This is a genomic window from Pseudomonas sp. D1-1, from assembly GCF_051132225.1.
In the GTDB taxonomy this organism is placed as follows: domain Bacteria; phylum Pseudomonadota; class Gammaproteobacteria; order Pseudomonadales; family Pseudomonadaceae; genus Aquipseudomonas.
This window is the reverse complement of record NZ_CP071676.1, coordinates 4,671,379-4,688,873: the sequence shown is the minus strand read 5'-3', so window position 1 is coordinate 4,688,873 and position 17,495 is coordinate 4,671,379. Positions and strand designations below refer to the sequence as shown.

Sequence of the window (17,495 nt, the reverse complement as noted above, 5' to 3'; positions counted from 1 at the left end):
CTCCGCAAAATTGCTCAGGAGCGACTTTCATGGATGCACAAACCCGCCGAGCCCAGGCGTTCAAGGCGTTGCACGAACGCGATGGGGCGTTTGTCATTCCCAATCCATGGGATGCCGGTTCGGCAAAGATGCTCGCCAGCCTCGGCTTTGAAGCATTGGCGACGACCAGTGCCGGTCACGCTTTTTCCCTGGCACGACCTGACGGCGCCCTGGGTCTTGATGACACGCTGGCGAATGTGCGAGCGATTGTTGCGGCCATGGACCTGCCAGTAGCCGTCGACCTGGAAAACGGCTTTGCCGATGCGCCCGAAGACTGCGCCCGCAGCTTGCTCCGCGCGGCACAAGCCGGCGCGGTAGGGGGCTCCATCGAAGATGCCACGGGCCGCGAAGACAGCCCGATCTACGATTTCGAGCACGCCGTGGCGCGGGTCAAGGCCGCCGCCGAGGCGGTGCGCAGTCTGCCTTTCCCTTTCCTGCTGACCGCGCGGGCAGAAAACTTCCTGCATGGCAGGCCGGATCTGGACGACACGATCCGACGCCTGAAGGCCTTCGCCGGCGCCGGCGCCGATGTGCTGTACGCGCCGGGGCTGAGCAGCGCCGAGCAAGTGCTGGCGGTGGTCCGGGCCGTGGCGCCCAAGCCCGTTAACGTACTGATGTCCGGCGCGCTGGACCTGACGGTAGCCCAGTTGAGTGAACTGGGCGTCAAGCGCATCAGTGTCGGATCGGCCCTCGCGCTGGCGGCGTATGGCGAGTTTTTCCGCGCCGCCGAAGAAATCCAACGGCAGGGGACCTTCACTTTCACCCGTCGCTCAATGCCTTTCAACCAGGCCAATCAATTATTCAAGGGTTGAATCCCGAGGCGTTGTCGTGCGGTTTTTGAAAGGACTGATGGTATTGGCGCTGATTGCTGGCGTCGCGGTGGTGGCGGTATGGCGCGGTTGGCTGGCCGTGCCGCCGCAATGGAACCCCTGGGCGCCGTTGGACGTGAAAGCGCCGCCAAATCTGCTGACCCGCTACAAACTCATGGCGCTGCGCAACGATCCGCAACTGTGTGACCAGGCGCTCGCCACGTCGGGGCTGCGCACCGCTCGCCAGGCCGACAGCGGCGCCAATACCTCGTGCCCGCTGACCAATGTGCTGCGGGTGCAGGGCGGTGAGGTGGCGCTGAGCAGCAGCTTCCTCGCCAGTTGCCCTCTGGCGGTAGCCTTCGCGCTGTTCGAGCGCCATGCGTTGCAGCCGGCGGCAATGGCCGCCTATGGCAAGCAAGTCACGCGGGTTGATCACTTGGGCAGTTTTGCCTGTCGCAACATGTACGGTCGTGAAAGCGGCGCGCGCAGCCAGCACGCCACTGCCAGCGCGTTGGACATCGCCGGGTTTCGCCTGGCCGATGGACGAGCCGTCAGCGTGCTCAGGGATTGGCCGAAGGACAACACCGATGCGCAGTTTCTACGGCAGGTGCGCGATGGCGCCTGCGACATGTTCAGTGTGGTCTTGAGTCCGGATTACAACGCGGCGCACCGCAACCATTTTCATCTGGATGTGGGGCCCTGGTGGATTTGTCGTTGAGGAATCAGGCAGCGATGCGCAGGTTCTGCAGTACGATCGGACGCGCCCAGCGAGTGTCGAAGTCCAGTTGTTTCTGCTGCGCCACCAATTCCTCTTCCGGGAATGGAGGGAATGGCTTGTCCAACAGGTCGAGTTCGAATTCGGCAATCGGCAGGGGCAGTCGACGCGGCTGTGGTGCCGGGCCCGGTTCTGGCAACGGTTGACCGGCGGCGAGGACGATCGGGCGAACCCAATTGCTCTCGAAGGTCTGCTGCTTTTGCTGCGCTACGATTTCTTCTGGCGGGAAGGGCGGGAACGGCTTGTCGAGCAAATCCAGTTCGAACTCGGCGATCGGCAGGAACAACGGCTCGGGTGGCTTGACCTGGGTTTCCGTCACGTCGCAGGTGCGCTGGCTGACGATATGCTCCAGCAGCTCGGCGCCCAGGGTCGGTTCAACCGCTTCATCGAGGGCGACTGGCTGGTAGCTGCCGGGCGCCGGTGCGTTTTCACCCAACTGGTCGGCCAGGGCCCGGGCAAAAAAATCCTGCCACAGGTGACTGACGCCGCTCAGCGCTTGGGTGTTACGCAGGCTGTAATCGCCGTAAGGGGAGATAACGCCTATCGATGTGGATTGAATGTCTGACATTTTTCTCGGTCGACGCTCAGCTCTGGCAAAATGCCGTTCACCGTTGTTATCGGCCGTTTTTGCCGATCCTTAATTTTTTGAGCATGTTTTCATGACTGAGCAACTCGCGGCTTGCCGCATCCATGTCGAGGCCCTGGCCCCGGCGTTCCAGCCCCGCGCCGAGCAGTGGGCCGAGCAGCTCGGCCTGCCGTTGCAGATGGATGACGGCGAGTTCGCCTTGCAGGTCGGCGAGCACGGGTTGCAATTGCAGCAGCTGGGTCCCGATGCGCCGGGACCGGTGCGCGTGGATTTTGTCGAGGGCGGCGCAGCCCATCGTCGTTTGTACGGGGGCGGCAGTCGCCAGATGATCGCCAAGGCAGTCGGTGTCGCCCAGGGTGTGCGTCCGCGAGTGCTGGATGCCACGGCGGGGTTGGGCAAGGATGCGTTCGTGCTGGCGAGTCTCGGCTGCGAGATGAGCCTGATCGAGCGTCAACCCTTGATCGGTGCTTTGCTGGAGGATGGTCTGGCTCGCGGTGCGGAAGATTTCGATGTGGCGCCGATTGTGGCGCGGATGCGCTTGCTCAAGGGCAATTCCATCGAAGTGATGCGCAGTTGGCAAGGCGAGCCGCCCAAGGTGATCTACCTGGACCCGATGTTTCCCCATCGGGAGAAAACCGCCCTGGTGAAAAAAGAGATGCGCCTGTTCCGCCCGCTGGTGGGCGATGATACCGACGCCCCGGCGCTGCTTGCCGCCGCGCTGGCGTTGGCGACCCACCGGGTGGTGGTCAAGCGCCCGCGCAAGGCCCCCTGCATTGAAGGGCCGAAGCCGAGCCATGGGCTGGAAGGCAAGTCCAGTCGGTACGATATCTATCCGAAGAAAGCGCTCAAGGCTTGAGACCGGGGTGACCTCATTCGCGAGCAGGCTCGCTCCCACATAGGGTCTTGGGAAGGAGCTGTTCAGCAGAATCCATATTCACCACCGTTCTCCTGTGGGAGCGAGCCTGCTCGCGAAGAGGCCCTCCCAGCCAGCGAAGGTGACCGGTCGAACTAAGGCCGATAAGCCCGCACAAACAACCCCACCACTTCCTGCACATGCGCTTCGGCCGCTTCGGCGTCCTGCGGCCCGTCGCAGCCATACAACAACCTGAAGTTCGCCGCGCCCTTGATCAGGCAGAAAAAATGCTCGGCGGCGTTGCGCGGTTTGTCGATGCTCAGGGCGCCGCTCTGGTCGATCTTGGTCAGCAACCTTTCCATCTCTGAGAGCATTCGCTGCGGGCCGGCCTGGTAGAAGATGGTCGAGAGCTTTGGATCCTGGCTACCCAACGCCACCATCAGCCGATGCAGGTTCACCGATTCGTCGCTGTTGATCAATTGGTTGAAGCCGCGGGCGATGTTCAGCAGCACGTGTTCAATCGGAACACCGTCGGCCCATTCGAAGAAAAGCGGCGGCACCTGTTCCTCGCACTTGGCAATCACGGCGGCGGAAAACAGCGTTTCCTTGTCATTGAAGTGGCTGTAGACGGTCAGCTTCGAGACGCCGGCCTCGGTGGCCACGGCGTCCATGCTGGTGCTGGCGTAGCCCAGGCTCAGGAACAGGCGTTTCGCGGCGTCGAGAATGGCCTGGCGCTTGGCCAGATCCTTGGGACGACCAGGGCCGCTGGAGGAGGGAGGATTGTTCGACATTATTCGCTTTTAATACTGGACTGGTGAGTTTGCTATTAATAACATACTCGCCAGTATAATTATTCCAAGCACCATTAGCGAAAGGTCATCCACCATGTTCCGCTATGTCCTGCCCCTCGCCGTGCCAGTCAGCCTGGCTTTTTTATTGTCTGCGTGCGGTCATGAGGAGCCGACGCCGGTCGCCGTGCGCCCTGCGATGGTCGTCAAGCCGGAGCCTTCGGCCCAGGCGATGGACAGTTATCCCGGCGAAGTACGGGCGCGGTTCGAGCCGGACCTGGCGTTTCGCATTGGCGGCAAGGTGAGCCGCCGGCTGGTGGAAGAGGGCCAGCGGGTCAAGGCCAACCAGGCGCTGGCCGAACTCGACCCCGAGGATGTGCGCCTGCAACTGGAAGCCAGTCGGGCCCAGGTTGCCGCGGCCGAGGCCAACCTGAGCCTGGTAAAAGCCGAGCGTGACCGCTACAAGACCTTGATGGAGCGGCAGATGGTCAGCCGCTCCCAATACGACAACGCCGAGAATCTCTATCGCTCCGGTGCCGCGCGGCTCAAGCAGATCAAGGCCGAATTCGACGTTGCCAGCAACCAGGCCAGCTATTCGGTGTTGCGTGCACCCCAGGACGGCGTGGTGGCCCGGCGGGCGGTGGAAGTCGGCCAGGTGGTGTCGGCTGGACAGACCGTCTTCACCCTGGCCACCGACGGCGAGCGTGAAGTGTTGATCAGCCTGCCGGAGCAGGGATTTGGTCGGTTCAAGATCGGCCAGCCAGTGTCGGTTGAATTGTGGAGCCAGCCCGATCAGCGCTTCAGCGGACGCATCCGCGAACTCTCGCCGGCCGCCGATCCGAAATCCCGTACCTTCGCCGCGCGCGTCGCCTTCACCGCTGGCAGCGTCCCGGCGGAACTGGGCCAGAGCGCCCGGGTGTTTATCCAGACCGCTGAGAAGGCGCCGCTGTCGGTGCCATTGTCGGCCCTCACCGCCGAGAACGGCGCCACCTTCGTCTGGGTGGTCAAGCCCGACAACACGCTCAAGAAAGTCCCGGTGCGCGTTGGCGCCTTCGGTGAAAAGACCGTGCCGGTGCTCGAAGGCCTGAGTGCCAATGACTGGGTGGTGGCCGCTGGCGTGCATGTGCTTCTGGACGGCCAGCAGGTTCGGCCGGTGGATCGCTCCAATCGCGTGGTCAACCTGGCGGCCAAGGAGTAATCCCCGATGGGCTTCAATCTCTCCGAATGGGCGTTGCGTAACCGCCAGATCGTACTGTTCCTGATGCTCTTGCTGGCGATCGTCGGCGCGCTTTCCTACACCAAGCTGGGTCAGAGCGAAGATCCGCCATTCACCTTCAAGGCCATGGTCATCCGTACCGTCTGGCCAGGGGCCACGGCCGAGGAAGTGTCGCGCCAGGTCACCGAGCGTATCGAAAAGAAGCTCATGGAAACCGGCGACTACGAAAAGATCGTCTCGTTTTCCCGGCCGGGAGAATCCCAGGTTACTTTTGCGGCTCGCGACTCCATGCATTCCAAGCAGATTCCCGAGCTGTGGTACCAGATCCGCAAGAAGATCGGCGATATCCGGCAGACCTTGCCGCCGGGTATCCAGGGACCGTTCTTCAACGATGAGTTCGGCACTACCTTCGGCAATATCTACGCGCTCACCGGCGACGGCTTCGATTATGGCGTGCTCAAGGATTACGCCGACCGTATCCAGATCCAGCTGCAGCGGGTCAAGGACGTAGGCAAGGTCGAGTTGGTCGGCCTGCAGGACGAGAAAATCTGGGTCGAGCTGTCGAACGTGAAGCTGGCGACCCTCGGCCTGCCCCTGGCGGCAGTCCAGCAGGCGCTGGAGGCGCAGAACGCGGTATCGACCGCCGGCTTCTTCGAGACCGGCAGCGAGCGATTGCAGCTACGGGTCTCGGGGAATTTCCAGAGCGTGGAAGAGATCCGTGACTTTCCGATCCGCGTGGCCGACCGGACCTTCCGCATCGGTGACGTGGCCGATGTTCGTCGCGGCTTCAATGATCCACCGGCGCCGCGCATGCGTTTCATGGCGGAGGACGCCATCGGCCTGGCCGTGGCGATGAAGGAGGGCGGCGACATCCTGATCCTCGGCAAGGCCCTCGAGGCCGAGTTTGCCCGCATCCAGAACACCCTGCCGGCCGGCATGCAACTGCGCAAGGTTTCCGACCAGCCGGCTGCGGTGAAGACTGGCGTCGGCGAGTTTGTCCAGGTACTGGTGGAAGCACTGACGATCGTGTTGCTGGTGAGCTTCTTTTCCCTGGGGCTGCGCACCGGAATGGTGGTGGCGCTGGCGATTCCGCTGGTCTTGGCGATGACCTTCGCCGCGATGTATTACCTGGGCATCGGTTTGCACAAGATTTCCCTCGGCGCGTTGGTGTTGGCGCTGGGGCTGTTGGTGGACGATGCGATCATCGCGGTGGAGATGATGGCCATCAAGATGGAGCAGGGCTACGACCGGATCAAGGCGGCCAGCTTTGCCTGGACCAGCACGGCGTTCCCGATGCTCACCGGCACCCTGATCACCGCGGCGGGGTTCCTGCCGATCGCCACCGCGCAATCGGGCACCGGTGAGTACACCCGTTCGATTTTCCAGGTGGTGACCCTCGCGCTGGTGGCTTCCTGGGTGGCCGCGGTGGTGTTCGTGCCGTATCTCGGGGAAAAACTCCTGCCGGACTTGGCGAAGATTCACGCGGCCAGGCATGGCACTGCTGACGGCCAGCCGGACCCCTACGGCACGCCGTTCTATCAGCGAGTCCGGCGAACGGTGGAGTGGTGCGTGCGTCGACGCAAGACGGTGATCACCTTGACCGTGCTGTTGTTCGTCGGCTCGGTGGTGCTGTTCCGTTTTGTCCCGCAGCAGTTTTTCCCGGCGTCGGGACGACTGGAGCTGATGGTCGACCTGAAGCTGGCCGAAGGCGCTTCGCTGGTCAACACCGCGGAGCAGGTCAAGCGCCTTGAAGCGCTGCTCAAGGACCACGCTGGCATCGACAATTACGTGGCGTACGTCGGCACCGGCTCACCACGCTTCTACTTGCCGCTGGATCAACAACTGCCGGCGCCGAGCTTCGCCCAGTTCGTCGTGCTGGCCAAGACCATCGAAGACCGCGAGCCCTTGCGCAGTTGGCTGATCAGCACACTGAACGAGCAGTTCCCGACCCTGCGCTCGCGGGTCACACGCCTGGAAAACGGCCCGCCCGTGGGGTATCCGGTGCAGTTTCGGGTGACGGGTGAACACATCGAAGAAGTCCGCGCGCTTGCCCGGAAAGTCGCGACAAAGGTTCGCGAAAACCCCTACGTCGCCAATGTCCACCTGGACTGGGAAGAACCGAGCAAGGTGGTGTACCTCAACATCGATCAGGATCGCGCCCGCGCGTTGGGCGTCACCACCGCCAACCTGTCGAGCTTCCTGCAAAGCTCCCTCACGGGCTCCAGTGTCAGCCAGTACCGCGAAGACAACGAGCTGATCGAGATCCTGCTGCGCGGCACCGTGCATGAGCGCACCGAGCTTTCGCTGTTGCCAAGCCTGGCGGTGCCTACCGACAACGGCACGAGCGTTGCCCTGTCGCAGATCGCGACGCTGGAATACGGCTTTGAAGAAGGGGTGATCTGGCACCGCAACCGTCTACCCAGCGTGACCGTACGGGCCGACATCTATGGCAAGGAACAACCGGCGACGCTGGTGCAACAGATTTTCCCGACCCTGGACCCGATCCGTGCAGAGTTGCCGGACGGCTATCTGCTGGAAGTCGGGGGCACGGTGGAGGATTCAACCCGTGGGCAGAAATCGGTGAATGCGGGCGTGCCGCTGTTCATCGTGGTGGTGCTGACGTTGCTGATGCTGCAACTGCGCAGCTTCTCGCGCACGGCGATGGTGTTTCTCACCGCGCCGCTGGGACTGATCGGCGTCACGCTGTTCCTGCTGGTGTTCCGCCAGCCGTTCGGTTTCGTCGCCATGCTCGGCACTATCGCGTTGTCCGGGATGATCATGCGCAACTCGGTGATCCTGGTGGACCAGATCGAACAGGACATCAAGGCGGGGCTCGCCCCCTGGCAGGCGATCATCGAGGCGACCGTGCGCCGTTTCCGGCCGATTGTACTGACTGCACTGGCGGCGGTCCTGGCGATGATCCCACTGTCGCGCAGCCTGTTCTTCGGGCCCATGGCAGTGGCTATCATGGGCGGCTTGATCGTGGCGACGGCGTTGACGCTGTTGTTCCTGCCGGCGTTGTATGCGGCGTGGTTCAGGGTCAGGAAAACCTGACGCAATTCTGATAGCACCGAGGATCAAATGTGGGAGCGAGCCTGCTCGCGAAAGCGTTGTAACAGCCAACAACGATCCTATGGCTGATACCGCTATCGCGAGCAGGCTCGCTCCCACAGCGTTTGTCGGATAGGGCTCAGAGGGTGCCAAACACTTTCTTGGCCAAACTGGTCGCCGCGGCCGCCGGGTTCTGGCGGATCGTTGCTTCCTGCTTGGCAATCATCTTGAACAACCCGTCCAGCGCCTGCTCGGTCACGTAGTTCTCGACGTTGGCGCTCTTGGTGTCCACCACGCCGAGTGTCGCAGCCTGGCCGGCGAAGGCGTTGTACTTCTGGACCAGGCCGACCTTGTCGGTGGCTTGCTTGACGATCGGCAGGAACTTCGCGCGAATCTGCTCGCGGCTGCTCTTGTTCAGGTATTGCGTGGCCGAGTCGTTGCCGCCGCTCAGAATGCCCTTGGCATCCGTCACGCTCATGTTCTTCACCGCATCCACCAGGATCGGCTGGGCCTGCACTACGGCGGCTTCGGCAGCCTGGTTCATGCTGGTTTCCAATTGATCGACCTGAGCGCCCATGCCGAAGGCCTTCATCTTGCTGGCGACTTTACCGAGCTTGCCCGGCAGCTCGATCTTCACGTCGGGGTTGTTGCTGAAACCGCCAGGCTTACCCAGTTGCTTGACCGCGATCTGGGCGCCTTGGGTGAGGGCATCCTTCAGACCGCCCGTGGCGTCCTTCTGCGAGAGATCACCGAGCGACAGGGCCATGGCGTTGGCGCAGATCAACAGGCCGGCGCAGAGGCCGGTGAAACGGAGGGTAGGGCGGAGCATGGGCACTTTCCTTGAACGTTTGGAAAAGCATCAGCGTACGGCATTGCCAGGGATCTTCATATTCAGGGCGCCCGAATGCAACCAGGCGCCCAGGGTTCAGTCCGCAGCCGTCGGAACGTCCTGATCCGCCGCATCTTCGCTGCGATGCAACGCCACCTGGCGGATCGACAGACGAATTTCCGCCGGCAGCACCCGCTTGGCCGCGCCTTCAGCCAGCTCGCCGAGCAGTTCGTGATAGCTCAGCTTGCCTGCTTCGTCGCGCCGCAGGACGTCGAGGTCGAGCATCGTCTGGATGAAGTGGCGGAACAGGCTCTTGTCGAAGAACTCCGGTGCGTTCAGCCCATGCAGGATCGACAGGCGCTGGGCCATGACGGTGCAGAGGTCCTCCAGTTCTTCGGCGCTGATGCTGTTCTGCCCGCTGTTGAGCAGCAGCGAGACGGTCATGTAGAAACGCTGCAAGGTCTGGGCGATGCTTTTCGACAGCAGCGTCAGCAGCACGAAATGCCGCGAACTCGGCGCCGGGCGCAGGTAGAGGTCTTTTTCGAAACGCAGCAGGCCTTGTTCAACGAATGCTTCGAGCCACTGGTCGACCACCGCGTCCAGTTCCTCCAGCGACCAGCGAATGAACAGCTCCGACTGCAGGTACGGATACAAGGCCCGGGTGTAGCGCAGGATCTGTTCGCGGCTCATGCGCGAGCTGCTCTGGAAGAAACTGGCGAGCAGCGCCGGCAGGGCGAAGATGTGCAGGACATTGTTGCGGTAGTAGGTCATCAGCACCGCGTTCTGCTCATCCAGATACAGAATCTTGCCCAGGGCGTCCTTCTGTTCCGACAGCAGGTCCATGCCTTTGACGTGCGCGATCAGCGCCTGGCCATCGCCTTCGGGCAAGGTGGTGTGAGGCGAGTATGGCACTTTGCGCAGCAACGCGAGGTACAGGTCCAGTACGCGGGCCATGGCGTGATCGTCCAGGGCCAGACGGCTGGTGGACAGCAGCGCGAGCGCGACCAGGTTGACCGGGTTGATGGCCGCGGCTTCGTTCAGATGGCGGGCGACACGTTCGCCGAGGCGGTTGGTGGTCGCGTTGAGCCAGTCGGGTTTGAACTGCGGCCCGAGCTCCTGCTGGCGCCAGCCGGGTTGTTCGCCGTCGAGGAACTCCGCCAGCTTGATTGGCTCGCCAAAGTTAACCGCGACCTGGCCAAAGCGTTGCTTGAGGGCGCCGATGACCTTGAAGATGTCGAAGATCGACTCCTTCTTTTTGCTCGCACCCCGCAGCTCACCGAGGTAGGTGCGGCCTTCCAGTACGCGCTCGTAACCGATGTACACCGGCACAAAGACGATCGGCATGCGCGAGGAGCGCAAAAAGCTACGCAGGGTAATGGCGAGCATGCCGGTCTTCGGTTGCAGCATGCGCCCGGTACGCGAACGGCCGCCTTCGACGAAGTACTCCACCGGGAACCCCTTGGTGAACAGCGTGTGCAGGTATTCGTTGAACACGGCGGTGTAAAGCGGGTTGCCCTTGAACGTGCGACGCATGAAAAACGCGCCGCCACGGCGCAGCAGGCCGCCGATCACCGGCATGTTGAGGTTGATGCCGGCGGCAATGTGCGGTGGGGTCAGGCCATTGCGAAACAGCAGGTACGACAGCAGCAGGTAGTCGATATGGCTGCGATGGCAGGGTACGTAGATGACTTCGTGGCCTTGGGCAACGTTCTGCACGCCTTCGATGTGGTTGACCTTGATGCCATCGTAGATCTTGTTCCAGAACCAGCTCAGCACCACTTCCAGGAAGCGGATCGCGGTGTAGGTGTAGTCCGAAGCAATCTCATTGCCATAACGCAGGGCCTGGGCCTTGGCTTTTTCAGCCGGGATCTTTTCCCGTTCGGCCTCTTCGAGGATGGCCTGCTTGACCAATGGCTGGTTCAACAGACCCTTGACCAGGTTGCGCCGGTGGGAGATGTCCGGGCCGATAACCGCTGCTTTCAGATTGCGAAAGTGCACCCGCAGGATCCGCTGGGCCATGCGCACGGTGCGTTCATGGCCTTTGTCGTGCTCGATCAGTTCGCGCAGATGAATGGGCGCGGAGAACTGCACCCGTGTCTTGCGCCCAAGAATCATGATGCTCAGCAAGCGACGCAGGCGCCCGGTGACCGCCCAGCTGTCGGCGAACAGCAGCTTCCAGGGGCTGGATTCGCTGTCGGGCGACTGGCCCCAGAAGACGCTGACCGGAATAATCTGGGCGTCCTCGGCGGCGTTGTGGGTCAACTCGTCGACCAGTCGCGTCAGGGTCGGCGGCGCACCGCGTTTGTCCTGGCGCCCGAGCCAGTCCGGCGCCGGCGTCAGGTAGAAAAACGCCGCCGGCTCCAGCAGGCCGCCCACCGAGACGGGCAGCACCGGACGTGGCAGGCCGGCCTTGGTGCATTCGGTGTCGAGCACCGCCAGATCGGTGAGCGAAGGATCTTGCAGGACGTAGAACACCGGACGACTGCGGTCGAGGTTGAGGGTGAAGGACGACTGGTTGATGGTCTCGGAGCGAACCCAGAGGTACAACAGTCGGCGCAGGGTGCCAAACACAAGACGGCGGAACGGGGAGCGGGTCATACGGCTTCTGCGTGAGTGGATAAGAGCAAGCGGTACTAGTGTGCCGGATTCACCGAAAATCGGCAAAAAAGCGGCGAAGTAAAGTCAGTTGAGAGTTTTTCCGGGTGTCATATACTCGGCCAGTTACTGCCCCGGCCTTCCGACGGATGGTGGGACGGCGGCTGAAACGCGTACGGCTTTCCCTCGAAAAGCCGGCTCAGAAAACAAGAACGGGAGTGAGCATCATGGCAACACGCGAAACTGGCAGTGTGAAGTGGTTCAACGACGCCAAGGGTTATGGCTTCATCCAGCGCGAAGGCGGGGCGGATGTGTTCGTCCACTACCGCGCGATCCGTGGCGAAGGCCACCGTTCACTGACCGAAGGCCAGCAGGTCGAATACGCGGTGGTGGAAGGGCAGAAGGGCTTGCAGGCTGAGGATGTGGTGGGGTTGTAAGCCGCATTCACTGCTACACAAAACCCATTGTGGGAGCGAGCTTGCTCGCGATAGCGGTGTATCAAGCAATACTTCATCAACTGTCACACCGCTATCGCGAGCAAGCTCGCTCCCACATAGGGTCACTGTTCACATGGATCTTTCATAGGCATGGCGATTGTGGCATGCCTCCAAGCCGTCACGCCGTCTTCCAGGTAATCTCTTCTTCCCCATCGGCGCTGATGCGAATCCAGCGATCCGCCGAATCCTCACCTTCTTCTTCCACCCACGACCCAGGCGCGCAGCGCACTTCGACGTTCAGCGCGGCGAAGGCGGCGCGGGCGCAGGCGATGTCGTCTTCCCACGGGGTCTGGTCACTTTCCAGGTACAGGCTGTTCCATTTGCCTACAGCCTTGGGCAACCAGGTCACCGGGATGTCGCCGGCCTTGCACTTGTACGTCTGACCTTTCTGCACCCAGTCGCTGCACGGGCCGAGGGCCTGGCCGAGCCAGGCGGCGATCGCCTTGTGGTCGACGTCGGCGTCCTTGAGGTAAATCTCGATATCGGGTTGGCGCATGGATGTCCTCACTGCGGTCTCGAAAAATCCATTCGCGGATTTAACTGGCCCCGGACAGTTGTCCGAAGCCCGGAATAAAAGAAGGTTACTGCAGAACGAAATAATCGTAGCGCATCGACACGCTCACCTCGAACGGCTCGGCCTGCTCGATCACGCTGGCGCGGCGTTCGGCGCTGGCGCGCCAGCCGTGGGGCGTCATCGCCAGCAGGTTGGCCCGATCCTGGCTGTTGTCGAGCGTGAGCTTGAACTCGAGGGTTTCACTGTGATCCAGCGCCATCCCCGACGGCACCAGGGCCAGGTGTTTGTCATCGGTGTATTCGCGAACCTCATCATACAGCCGCTCGCGCAGCTCCATCAGGTGGCCGCTGGTAGGCCCGACTTTCATCAAGCCGCCGCCGGGGCTGAGCAGGCGCTTGGCCTCCTGCCAGTCTAACGGGCTGAACACGCTGGCGAGGAACTGGCAGCAGCCGTCCGCCAGCGGTACCCGCGCCATGCTGGCGATCAACCAGGTCAGTTGGGGGTTGCGTTTGCAGGCGCGCTTGACGGCTTCGCGGGAAATATCCAGGGCGTAGCCATCGGCGTCGGGCAGGGCGTCGGCGAGTTGCGCGGTGTAATAACCTTCGCCACAGCCAATGTCCAGCCAGCGTCCGGGCGCACGTTCGGCGGCCAGTTCAGCCAGGCGCCGGGCGACCGGGGCGTAATGACCAGCGTTGAGGAAATCGCGGCGGGCCTCGACCATCGCCTGATTGTCGCCGGGGTCGCGGCTGTTTTTGTGCTGCACCGGCAGCAGGTTCAGGTAACCCTGCCGCGCGCGGTCGAAACGATGCCCGGCGGGGCATGCCACGCCGTTGTCCACCGCATTCAAGGGTTCATTGCAGATCGGGCAGGCGAGCATCAGGCGAGCAACTTGATGAGCGTCTTGTAGTAGATCTCGGTCAGCACGTCGAGATCGGCGGCCAGCACGCGTTCGTTGACCTGGTGGATCGTCGCGTTGACCGGCCCCAGCTCAACCACTTGAGTGCCCATGGTCGCGATGAAGCGACCGTCGGAGGTGCCGCCGCTGGTGGAGGCCTTGGTCTCGCGGCCGGTGACGTCCTTGATGCTCGACGACACGGCGTCGAGCAGTGCGCCCGGCTCGGTGAGGAATGGCAGGCCGGACAACGCCCAGTCGATGTGCCAGTCCAGTTGATGCTTGTCGAGGATGTCGGCGACCCGCTGCTGCAGGCCTTCGACGGTGGACTCGGTGGAGAAGCGGAAATTGAACACGGCTTCCAGGTCACCGGGGATCACGTTGGTCGCGCCGGTGCCGGAGTTGAGGTTGGAGATCTGGAAACTGGTCGGCGGGAAGAAATCGTTGCCGTGATCCCAATGCTCGGCGGCCAATTCGGCCAGGGCAGGCGCGGCCAGGTGGATCGGGTTCTTCGCCAAGTGTGGATAAGCCACGTGGCCTTGCTTGCCGCGCACCGTCAGTTTTGCGCCGAGGGAGCCGCGACGGCCATTCTTGACCACATCACCCACCAGCGTGGTGCTCGATGGTTCGCCGACGATGCACCAGTCCAGGCGTTCCTGGCGGGCCTTGAGGCGCTCGACCACGGCTTTGGTGCCATGGTGGGCCGGGCCTTCTTCGTCGCTGGTGATCAGGAAGGTGATCGAGCCCTGGTGATCCGGGTAGTCGGCGACGAACCGTTCGGCCGCCACCACCATCGCCGCCAGGCTGCCTTTCATGTCCGCCGCGCCACGGCCGCAGAGCATGCCCTGTTCGTCGATGACCGCATCGAACGGGTCGAGCTGCCAGGCCTGTACCGGACCGGTCGGGACCACATCGGTGTGACCGGCGAAGCACAATACCGGACCGTCATGCTTGCCATGGCTGGCCCAGAAGTTATCCACATCCTCGATACGCATGGGTTCGAGCTTGAAACCGGCGTCGCCCAGGCGCTGCATCATCAGTTTCTGGCAATCGGCATCCACCGGCGTCACCGACGGACGGCGGATCAGGTCGCAGGCGAGTTGCAGGGTCGGCGAGAGGTCGGCGTGGGCCGTCATGGAAACTCCGGAATATAGTATGGACGCAAGGCTTGTACTGGCGCGGGCTGGTTCGCGCAAAATGGCGGTTATCTTATAGCAAAACGATCGCCATGGGCCGCCGCTCCCCTCAGTTGGAACTCAAAACCTGTGGGAGCGAGCCTGCTCGCGAAAGCGATTTGTCAGTCAACATTTGATGCTGCTGATTCGACGCCTTCGCGAGCAGGCTCGCTCCCACAAGAAATTATCGGGTGGGAACATTTCGCGATCGGTCGCCTGAGGCTCGAATTACCACGGCAAAGCCCTATAATGCGCGCCGGTTTTTGGGGTAATGGTCATGAGTACAGAAGATCCACGGTTCGCCGGCATTGCCCGTTTGTATGGCATCGAAGGCCTGGAGCGCCTGCGGGCGGCGCATGTGGCGATTGTCGGCGTCGGCGGCGTTGGTTCCTGGGCGGCGGAAGCGATTGCCCGTTGTGGCGTGGGCGAGATTTCGCTATTCGACCTGGATGACGTCTGCGTCAGCAACGCCAATCGTCAGTTACATGCCCTGGACAGCACCGTCGGCAAGCCCAAGGTCGAAGTGATGGCCGAGCGGCTGCGGGGGATCAACCCCGATTGCACCGTGCACGCGGTGGCCGACTTTGTCACCCGCGACACCATGGCCGAGTACATCACGCCGAACATCGACTGCGTGATCGACTGCATCGACAGCGTCAACGCCAAGGCTGCGTTGATCGCGTGGTGCAAGCGCCGCAAGATTCAGATCATCACCACCGGCGGCGCAGGCGGGCAGATCGACCCGACGCTGATCCAGGTCTGCGACCTCAACCGTACGTTCAACGATCCGCTGGCCTCCAAGGTGCGCTCCACCTTGCGCCGCGACTATGGTTTCTCGCGCACCGTGACCCGTCATTACAGCGTGCCCTGCGTATTCTCCACCGAGCAATTGCGCTACCCGAAACCGGACGGCAGCATCTGCCTGCAGAAGAGTTTTGTCGGCGACGGCGTCAAGCTCGACTGCGCTGGCGGGTTCGGCGCAGTGATGATGGTCACCGCGACGTTCGGCATGGTCGCGGCGACCAAGGCTGTGGACAAGATCGTCGCGGGCGTGCGGCGTCCGGCGGACCGGCTTAAGCCCGGGCAGTAACAGCTTTTGTGGCGAGGGAGCTTGCTCCCGCTGGGCCGCGAAGCGGCCCTGAAACGGGGCGACGCGGTATGTCAGGCGGATTGAGTTGACTGCTTTTGGGACTGCTGCGCAGTCCAGCGGGAGCAAGCTCCCTCGCCACGGTTATTGCGCCAGCTCGCGCATCCGCTTCAACACCGCATTCAAGCCATTGCTGCGCGAAGGCGACAACTGCCGTGACAACCCCAACTGATTGAACCAGTCCGGCAAATCGACCTGGCGCAAATCCTCAGCCGACAACCCGTTGACCCGCGCCAGCAACAACGCCACCAACCCGCGTATCAAGCGCGCATCGCTGCTGGCGGAAAACTGCCAGTGCCCATCATGCAGCCGACCCACCAGCCATACCTGGCTTTCACAGCCGTTGACGAGGTTGTCCTCGCACTTGTCTGCATCGCTCAGCGGTGGCAAGCGATCGCCCCACTGCATCAGCAGCCGGGCGCGTTGCTCCCAGCCGGAGGCGTCCTGGAAAATCCGCAGTGCCGCAGCGGCATCGGCAGGCAGGCTCATCGCAGCATCTCCAGGGCCTGATCCAGCGCCTCGAAGAACCGTTCGATATCGGCGGAGTCGTTGTACAGCGCCAGCGACACACGAATCGCCCCGGAAAGCTTCAACTGCTTGAACAGCGGCATCGCACAGTGATGCCCGGCGCGCACGGCAATGCCTTGCTCGGTCAACAGGTGCGCCAGATCAGCGTTATGAACGCCTTCGACGCCGAAGCTGACCAGCGCCAGTTGTGGGTTGCCCACCAGCCGCACGCCGTTGCGCGCCAGCAGCCCGTGAAGCAGATAATCGTGCAGCGCGGTTTCGTGATCGATTACCGCCTGCCCGTCGAGATCGGACAGGTAGTCGAGCGTCGCTCCCAGGCCGATCACGCTGGCGGTGGGCGGCGTGCCGGCTTCGAAACCCAACGGCGCCGGGCGGAACGTGGCGCTGTGGTAATCAGCCGTTTGCACCATTTCCCCGCCGAACTGCCAATGACGCAGTCGAGCGAGGGCGTCGGTACGGCCGAACAGCACGCCCAGGCCTTCGGGACCGTAAAGCTTGTGGCTGGAAAAAACATAGAAGTCGCAGCCCAGCGCTTCCACATCATGGCGCCCGTGGACCACGCCCTGTGCGCCATCGACTACCGTCAGCGCACCTTGCGCCTTGGCCATCGCCAGCAACGCCGGCACCGGTTGCCAGGTGCCAAGCACGTTGGACAACTGGCTCACCGCCAGCAGGCGGGTGCGCGGACCGATCAGCCTGGTGGCGGCCTCCGTATCGATCACCCCGTCGGCATCCAGGGGCAGCACCACCAGCGCCAGCGAGCGGCGCTCGGCCAGTTGCTGCCAGGGCAGCAGGTTGGCGTGATGCTCAAGGGCGCTGATGACAATTTCATCGCCCGGGTTGAACAGGTGTTCCAGCCCATAGGCCAGCAGGTTCAGCGCCGACGTGGCGCCGTGGGTAAAAACGATCTGTCCGCAATTTCCCGCATTGAGCCACTGGGAAACCTTGAGTCGGCTGTCCTCGAACGCCTGGGTGGCCAGTGCGCCGGGCAGATGCTGCGCCCGGTGCACGTTGGCCGCGCCGTTGGCGTAGTAATGCGCCAGGGCGTCCATCAGGGCTTGGGGTTTCTGTGTGGTGGCGGCGTTGTCCAGATAGGTCTGGCCTTGCCGTTGCAGGGCGGCGAGGGCCGGAAAATCGGCACGCCAGGGGGATGGAATTAACATGCTTTCGGGCCCTGCTGGAGTTACGCCGGACCCTGTGG

General features: G+C 62.7%; 16 protein-coding genes. 7 read left to right on the top strand and 9 right to left on the bottom strand.

Going from position 1 to position 17,495, the window contains the following annotated elements; translation table 11 throughout:
• Positions 1-29 precede the first annotated feature (29 nt).
• Together J3P86_RS21050 and J3P86_RS21045 are read left to right on the top strand one after the other, a co-directional pair.
• The gene (locus tag J3P86_RS21050) at positions 30-851 is read left to right on the top strand and encodes an isocitrate lyase/PEP mutase family protein (protein ID WP_434698769.1); all 822 of its coding nucleotides are present in this window, start codon (positions 30-32) and stop codon (positions 849-851) included.
• 37 nt (positions 852-888) lie between these two features.
• Positions 889-1,566 (top strand): extensin-like domain-containing protein, encoded by a 678-nt coding sequence (locus J3P86_RS21045; RefSeq protein WP_434631165.1) that lies wholly within the window; start codon positions 889-891, stop codon positions 1,564-1,566.
• Positions 1,567-1,570: 4 nt separating this feature from the next.
• On the opposite strand, the gene J3P86_RS21040 is transcribed toward J3P86_RS21045, so the two are convergent.
• Positions 1,571-2,191 (bottom strand): energy transducer TonB, encoded by a 621-nt coding sequence (locus tag J3P86_RS21040; RefSeq protein WP_305499072.1) that lies wholly within the window; start codon positions 2,189-2,191, stop codon positions 1,571-1,573.
• A gap of 91 nt (positions 2,192-2,282) precedes the next feature.
• On the opposite strand from J3P86_RS21040, the gene J3P86_RS21035 reads away from it, so the two are divergent.
• On the top strand, positions 2,283-3,065 hold the full coding sequence (locus J3P86_RS21035; protein WP_434698768.1) for a class I SAM-dependent methyltransferase: 783 nt from the start codon (positions 2,283-2,285) through the stop codon (positions 3,063-3,065).
• Between the two features lie 152 nt (positions 3,066-3,217).
• Here J3P86_RS21035 and J3P86_RS21030 read toward each other — a convergent pair whose 3' ends face one another.
• Positions 3,218-3,853, bottom strand: a complete 636-nt coding sequence (locus J3P86_RS21030) for a TetR/AcrR family transcriptional regulator (RefSeq protein WP_434656008.1) — start codon at positions 3,851-3,853, stop codon at positions 3,218-3,220.
• Between the two features lie 94 nt (positions 3,854-3,947).
• Between J3P86_RS21030 and J3P86_RS21025 the strand changes: the two genes are divergently transcribed.
• Together J3P86_RS21025 and J3P86_RS21020 are read left to right on the top strand one after the other, a co-directional pair.
• Positions 3,948-5,048: an efflux RND transporter periplasmic adaptor subunit gene (locus J3P86_RS21025; RefSeq protein WP_434628673.1), complete on the top strand. Its 1,101-nt coding sequence runs from the start codon at positions 3,948-3,950 to the stop codon at positions 5,046-5,048.
• 6 nt (positions 5,049-5,054) lie between these two features.
• Positions 5,055-8,120: an efflux RND transporter permease subunit gene (locus J3P86_RS21020; protein WP_434628675.1), complete on the top strand. Its 3,066-nt coding sequence runs from the start codon at positions 5,055-5,057 to the stop codon at positions 8,118-8,120.
• Between the two features lie 136 nt (positions 8,121-8,256).
• On the opposite strand, the gene J3P86_RS21015 is transcribed toward J3P86_RS21020, so the two are convergent.
• Both J3P86_RS21015 and plsB read right to left on the bottom strand, forming a co-directional pair.
• Positions 8,257-8,946, bottom strand: a complete 690-nt coding sequence (locus tag J3P86_RS21015; RefSeq protein ID WP_434628677.1) for a DUF4197 domain-containing protein — start codon at positions 8,944-8,946, stop codon at positions 8,257-8,259.
• 96 nt (positions 8,947-9,042) lie between these two features.
• Positions 9,043-11,544 carry a glycerol-3-phosphate 1-O-acyltransferase PlsB gene (gene plsB / locus J3P86_RS21010; protein WP_434628679.1) on the bottom strand — a complete coding sequence of 834 codons (2,502 nt, stop codon included), beginning with the start codon at positions 11,542-11,544 and terminating at the stop codon, positions 9,043-9,045.
• Between the two features lie 224 nt (positions 11,545-11,768).
• Here plsB and J3P86_RS21005 point away from each other — a divergent pair, with 224 nt between their 5' ends.
• Positions 11,769-11,978: a cold-shock protein gene (locus J3P86_RS21005; protein WP_007927922.1), complete on the top strand. Its 210-nt coding sequence runs from the start codon at positions 11,769-11,771 to the stop codon at positions 11,976-11,978.
• A 178-nt stretch (positions 11,979-12,156) separates the two neighbouring features.
• Here J3P86_RS21005 and J3P86_RS21000 read toward each other — a convergent pair whose 3' ends face one another.
• The 3 genes from J3P86_RS21000 to dapE all read right to left on the bottom strand — a co-directional run bounded on the left by J3P86_RS21000 (position 12,157) and on the right by dapE (position 14,580).
• The gene (locus J3P86_RS21000; RefSeq protein ID WP_305499079.1) at positions 12,157-12,534 is read right to left on the bottom strand and encodes a hypothetical protein; all 378 of its coding nucleotides are present in this window, start codon (positions 12,532-12,534) and stop codon (positions 12,157-12,159) included.
• 85 nt (positions 12,535-12,619) lie between these two features.
• On the bottom strand, positions 12,620-13,429 hold the full coding sequence (locus J3P86_RS20995) for a putative RNA methyltransferase (RefSeq protein WP_434572092.1): 810 nt from the start codon (positions 13,427-13,429) through the stop codon (positions 12,620-12,622).
• Positions 13,429-14,580, bottom strand: a complete 1,152-nt coding sequence (gene dapE / locus J3P86_RS20990) for a succinyl-diaminopimelate desuccinylase (RefSeq protein WP_434572093.1) — start codon at positions 14,578-14,580, stop codon at positions 13,429-13,431. Before dapE ends, J3P86_RS20995 begins: the two co-directional genes overlap by 1 nt.
• 310 nt (positions 14,581-14,890) lie before the next feature.
• Between dapE and tcdA the strand changes: the two genes are divergently transcribed.
• Complete coding sequence (gene tcdA, locus J3P86_RS20985; RefSeq protein ID WP_434656022.1) at positions 14,891-15,709, top strand: tRNA cyclic N6-threonylcarbamoyladenosine(37) synthase TcdA; 819 nt, start codon at positions 14,891-14,893, stop codon at positions 15,707-15,709.
• Positions 15,710-15,850: 141 nt separating this feature from the next.
• On the opposite strand, the gene J3P86_RS20980 is transcribed toward tcdA, so the two are convergent.
• Both J3P86_RS20980 and J3P86_RS20975 read right to left on the bottom strand, forming a co-directional pair.
• A complete protein-coding gene (locus tag J3P86_RS20980; RefSeq protein WP_434628684.1) occupies positions 15,851-16,255 on the bottom strand; it encodes a SufE family protein in 405 nt (134 codons plus the stop codon).
• Positions 16,252-17,457, bottom strand: a complete 1,206-nt coding sequence (locus tag J3P86_RS20975) for an aminotransferase class V-fold PLP-dependent enzyme (protein ID WP_434628686.1) — start codon at positions 17,455-17,457, stop codon at positions 16,252-16,254. The genes J3P86_RS20980 and J3P86_RS20975 overlap by 4 nt, the downstream gene beginning before the upstream one ends.
• Between the last annotated feature and the right edge of the window lie 38 nt (positions 17,458-17,495).

Excerpts from the sequence above, each read along its gene's own strand:
- tcdA (WP_434656022.1), top strand. The coding sequence starts at position 14,891 with ATGGTCATGAGTACAGAAGATCCACGGTTCGCCGGCATTGCCCGTTTG.
- J3P86_RS21045 (WP_434631165.1), top strand. The coding sequence starts at position 889 with ATGGTATTGGCGCTGATTGCTGGCGTCGCGGTGGTGGCGGTATGGCGC.
- J3P86_RS21035 (WP_434698768.1), top strand. The coding sequence starts at position 2,283 with ATGACTGAGCAACTCGCGGCTTGCCGCATCCATGTCGAGGCCCTGGCC.
- J3P86_RS20975 (WP_434628686.1), bottom strand. The coding sequence starts at position 17,457 with ATGTTAATTCCATCCCCCTGGCGTGCCGATTTTCCGGCCCTCGCCGCC.
- plsB (WP_434628679.1), bottom strand. The coding sequence starts at position 11,544 with ATGACCCGCTCCCCGTTCCGCCGTCTTGTGTTTGGCACCCTGCGCCGA.
- dapE (WP_434572093.1), bottom strand. The coding sequence starts at position 14,580 with ATGACGGCCCACGCCGACCTCTCGCCGACCCTGCAACTCGCCTGCGAC.
- J3P86_RS20995 (WP_434572092.1), bottom strand. The coding sequence starts at position 13,429 with ATGCTCGCCTGCCCGATCTGCAATGAACCCTTGAATGCGGTGGACAAC.
- J3P86_RS21030 (WP_434656008.1), bottom strand. The coding sequence starts at position 3,853 with ATGTCGAACAATCCTCCCTCCTCCAGCGGCCCTGGTCGTCCCAAGGAT.
- J3P86_RS21050 (WP_434698769.1), top strand. The coding sequence starts at position 30 with ATGGATGCACAAACCCGCCGAGCCCAGGCGTTCAAGGCGTTGCACGAA.
- J3P86_RS21015 (WP_434628677.1), bottom strand. The coding sequence starts at position 8,946 with ATGCTCCGCCCTACCCTCCGTTTCACCGGCCTCTGCGCCGGCCTGTTG.
- J3P86_RS21025 (WP_434628673.1), top strand. The coding sequence starts at position 3,948 with ATGTTCCGCTATGTCCTGCCCCTCGCCGTGCCAGTCAGCCTGGCTTTT.
- J3P86_RS20980 (WP_434628684.1), bottom strand. The coding sequence starts at position 16,255 with ATGAGCCTGCCTGCCGATGCCGCTGCGGCACTGCGGATTTTCCAGGAC.
- J3P86_RS21040 (WP_305499072.1), bottom strand. The coding sequence starts at position 2,191 with ATGTCAGACATTCAATCCACATCGATAGGCGTTATCTCCCCTTACGGC.
- J3P86_RS21005 (WP_007927922.1), top strand. The coding sequence starts at position 11,769 with ATGGCAACACGCGAAACTGGCAGTGTGAAGTGGTTCAACGACGCCAAG.
- J3P86_RS21000 (WP_305499079.1), bottom strand. The coding sequence starts at position 12,534 with ATGCGCCAACCCGATATCGAGATTTACCTCAAGGACGCCGACGTCGAC.
- J3P86_RS21020 (WP_434628675.1), top strand. The coding sequence starts at position 5,055 with ATGGGCTTCAATCTCTCCGAATGGGCGTTGCGTAACCGCCAGATCGTA.